This window comes from Pseudomonas sp. 5P_5.1_Bac1, from assembly GCF_025466015.1.
Lineage (GTDB): Bacteria > Pseudomonadota > Gammaproteobacteria > Pseudomonadales > Pseudomonadaceae > Aquipseudomonas.
The window spans coordinates 1-3,825 of record NZ_JANLNX010000003.1; the positions used below are offsets into that span (position 1 = coordinate 1).

The following is a 3,825-nucleotide window of genomic DNA, read 5'->3' on the forward strand; positions in this document are numbered from 1 at the left end:
AGCAACCAGTATTGGGACGGCAACACCTCGGTCGCCAACGGCACCATCGAGGGTGGCAGCGGCGTCTGGAACGCGACCAATACCAACTGGACCAAGTCCGGCGGGGCCATCAACGGTGTCTGGACAGGTGTCTCGGCAGTGTTCCAGGCAGCCTCGGGCACGGTGGTCATCGAAGGTTCGCAGAGCGTCAGCGCCCTGCAATTCAAGACCGACGGCTACGCGTTGACCGCAGGGACGGCAGGCAGCCTGAACCTGATCAACGGCACGGGTGGTTCGGCGCTGTTCACTGTCGACAACGGCGTCACGGCGCTGATCGAAGCGCCTGTCGGCGGCACCGGCAAACTGCAGAAAAGCGGTGCAGGCACCCTGGTCCTCGCCGGTAGCAACAGCTACACCGGTGGCACCTCCCTCAGCGCCGGCACCCTGGTGCTGCGCAATAACAGCGCGCTGGGTAGCAGCGCCCTGAGCCTTGCCTCCGGTACTTACCTGCGCACCGACATCAGCGATGTGCAATTGAGCAATGGCATGGTGTTCTCCGGCGTGTCCAACATTCAGGTCGACGCTGGCACCACCCTGACCCTGAACGGCGCCGTCAGCGGCGCCGGCGGTCTGCTCAAGATCGGGACCGGCACCCTGGCGCTCAATGGCAACAACTCTCAATTGGGCAATATCTGGCTCAACGCCGGTGGCCTGGTACTGGGCAGCAGCAGCGCGCTGGGCGCGGGCGGGCTGAACACGGCCAACGGCACCACGCTCGACAGCAGCCTGCCGGGCGCGCTGATTGGCAACAACGTGCTGATCAGTGGCGACCTGACCGTTCTCGGCACCCGCGACATGTCCCTGACCGGCATCGTCTCCGGCTCCGGCAACCTGATCAAGAATGGCGGCAGTGCGCTGAACCTGACCGGCGCCAACACCCTGAGCGGTACGGTCACACTGAACCAGGGCACCTTGCGCCTGGGCCAGAACACCTCGCTGGGCAACACCACGCTGACGGTCGGCGGCGCGTCCAGCCTGCAGGCGGCGGCGAATATCGCGGTCAGCAATGCCGTCACGCTCAACAGTGAACTCACCGTGGTCGGCAGTAACGACCTGACCCTTGGCGGCGTGGTGTCCGGCGCCGGCGGGCTGGTCAAGGACGGCAGCGGCAAGCTGACCTTGAGCGGCAACAACCTGTTCCAGGGCAATACCACCTTGAACGCCGGCACCCTGGTGCTGGGCAATGCCAACGCACTGGGCGCTGGCCGGCTGGATGTCGCCGGGACCGCCGCGCTGGAAAGCAGCAGCGCCTTGACCGTCGGCAACGACGTCGCCATCAGCGGCGACCTGACCGTACAGGGCAGCAACAACCTGACCCTGGACGGTTCCGTTACCGGCATGGGCAGCCTGACCAAGGCCGGCACCGCCACCCTGACCCTCAACGGCGGCAACGGGTTCTACGGCATCTACAACATCAACGGCGGTCGTCTGATCAGCAACACCGCCGTCACGCTGGGCGAGCCGAGCGCGATCAATGTCGCGTCTGGTGCCACCCTGCAACTGATCGCGGGTGCTGCCACCGGCCAGCTCAACGGCGCCGGCAACGTGCAGCTCGATGCGGGCGAATTCCGGGTTGACCAGGGCACCTTCAGTGGCGCCCTGAGCGGAAACGGCACGCTCTACAAGAATGGCAGCGGCACACTGCTGCTCAGCGGCAACAGCAACCTGGCCGGGGCGACCACCGTTGCCGGCGGCACCTTGCGGGTCAATGGCAATCTGGGCGGCGGCAGTGTCTCGGTCGAGAACGGCGCAACCCTGGCCGGCAGCGGCGCAGTGGGTGGTGCCGTGACCGTCGCCAACGGCGGCCACCTCGGCCTGGCCGGTGGTTCGGTGCTGACCCTCGGTTCGCTGGTGCTGAACGACACCTCCAACCTCGACGTCGCCCTGGGTACTGCCACGGCCGGCGCGGCAGGCCTGGCCAATGTCACCGGCAACCTGACCCTCGACGGCAAACTCAATATCACCGACACCGGCGGTTTCGGCATCGGCGTGTACCGCCTGTTCGATTACGGCGGCTTGCTGATTGACAACGGCCTGCAACTCAACGGGCTGCCGATAGGCGTTCCGGCCAACGAACTGGAACTGCAGAGCAGCGTCGCCAACCAGATCAACCTGGTGGTGGGTGGCTCGGCCGATATCCGTTTCTGGGACGGCAGCCAACTGACCGGCAATGGCACCGTCGAAGGCGGCAGCGGCACCTGGAACAGCATCACCAGCAACTGGACCACCACCAACGCCGGCCTCAACGGCGCCTGGAACAGTTCCTTCGCGGTGTTCCAGGGCACGGCGGGCACCGTCACCGTTGACGGCACTCAAAGCGTCACCGGCCTGCAATTCCTGACCGATGGCTACAGCCTGGAGGGCGGCGCCGCGGACACGCTGCAACTGGTCAACGGCACCAGCGGCTACAGCGCCGTGCGCGTCGACACCGGCAAGACCGCAACGCTGGACGTGGGTCTGGGCGGCAGCGGCATCCTGAACAAGCTGGACAGCGGCACCCTGGTGCTCAATGGCGCCAATACCTACAGCGGCGGCACCCGCCTGAGCGCGGGCACCCTGGTGCTGGGCAACAACGCCGCACTCGGCACCGGCAGCCTGCGCGTCAGCGCTGGCACCACGCTGGACAACAACACCGCTGTCAGCGCTGGCAACACCGTGATTCTCGATGGCGACCTGACCCTGGCCGGCAGCAATGACCTGACCCTGACCGGGCAGATCAATGGCAATGGCGGGCTGATCAAGAACGGCGCCAACGCACTGAGGCTCGATGGCAACAACAGCTACCAGGGCAGCACCGTGCTGAATGGCGGCACCCTGGTGCTGGGCCACAACAAGGCACTGGGCAGCAGCGTGCTCGCGGTCAACGGCGCCAGCACCGTACTCACCGCCGGTGTTTCCGAGCTGAAGAACCGCATCGAACTGGCCAGCAGCCTGACCGTGGGCAACGCCGATCCTCTTCTCCTGAGCGGGCGTATCAGCGGCAACGGCACCCTGATCAAGCAAGGCGTCGGCACCGTCGACCTAACGGGCAACAACGATTTCAGCGGCAGCTACCGCATCGACAATGGCCGCCTCAACCTGTTGGGCAGCACGACCACCGGCACCCCGGCGATCGACATCAGCACCGCCGGCACCCTCGGCGTCGCTGCCAGCAGCGCGGTGGGCCTGCTCAGCGGGCAGGGCGCCATCGCCCTGGAAAACAACAGCGTGCTGACCGTGGCCGGCGGCAATTACGCCGGCGCCATCAGCGGCACCGGCGGCCTGAACAAGGCCGGTCTCGGCAGCCTGATCCTGACCGGCGTCAGCAGCATCAGCGGCGCCACCACGGTGAGCCAAGGCGTCCTGTCCGTCACTGGCCAGGGCGTGCTGGGCACCTCTGGGCTGACCGTCGCCAACGGCGCCACCCTCGCTGGCACGGGCCGCATCGACGGCGCCGTGACCCTCGCCGATGGCGGCCACGTGCAGCTCGCGAGCAGCAGCACCCTGACCACCGGCAACCTGACCCTCAACAACGACTCCAACCTCGACGCCTTCCTCGGCGCCGCGGTCGCGGGCCAGGCCGGAATGCTCAAGGTCAACGGCAACCTGGTGCTCGACGGCAAGCTCAACGTCACCGACGCCGGCGGCTTCGGCCTCGGCGTGTACCGCCTGATCGACTACACCGGCAGCCTCACCGACAACGGCCTGGCGATCGGCACAATCCCGGGCGGCCTGGTAGCGGGCGACCTGGAAGTGCAAACCAGCGTCAACAATCAGGTCAACCTGCTGGTCGGCGGCGCGGCGGGC

At 66.8% G+C, this 3,825-nt stretch carries 1 protein-coding gene; it reads left to right on the forward strand.

Features of this window, described 5'->3' with window-relative positions; genetic code table 11:
- On the forward strand, positions 1-3,825 hold a 3,825-nt coding region (locus NTD82_RS00385; protein WP_262127382.1), incomplete at both ends, for a beta strand repeat-containing protein.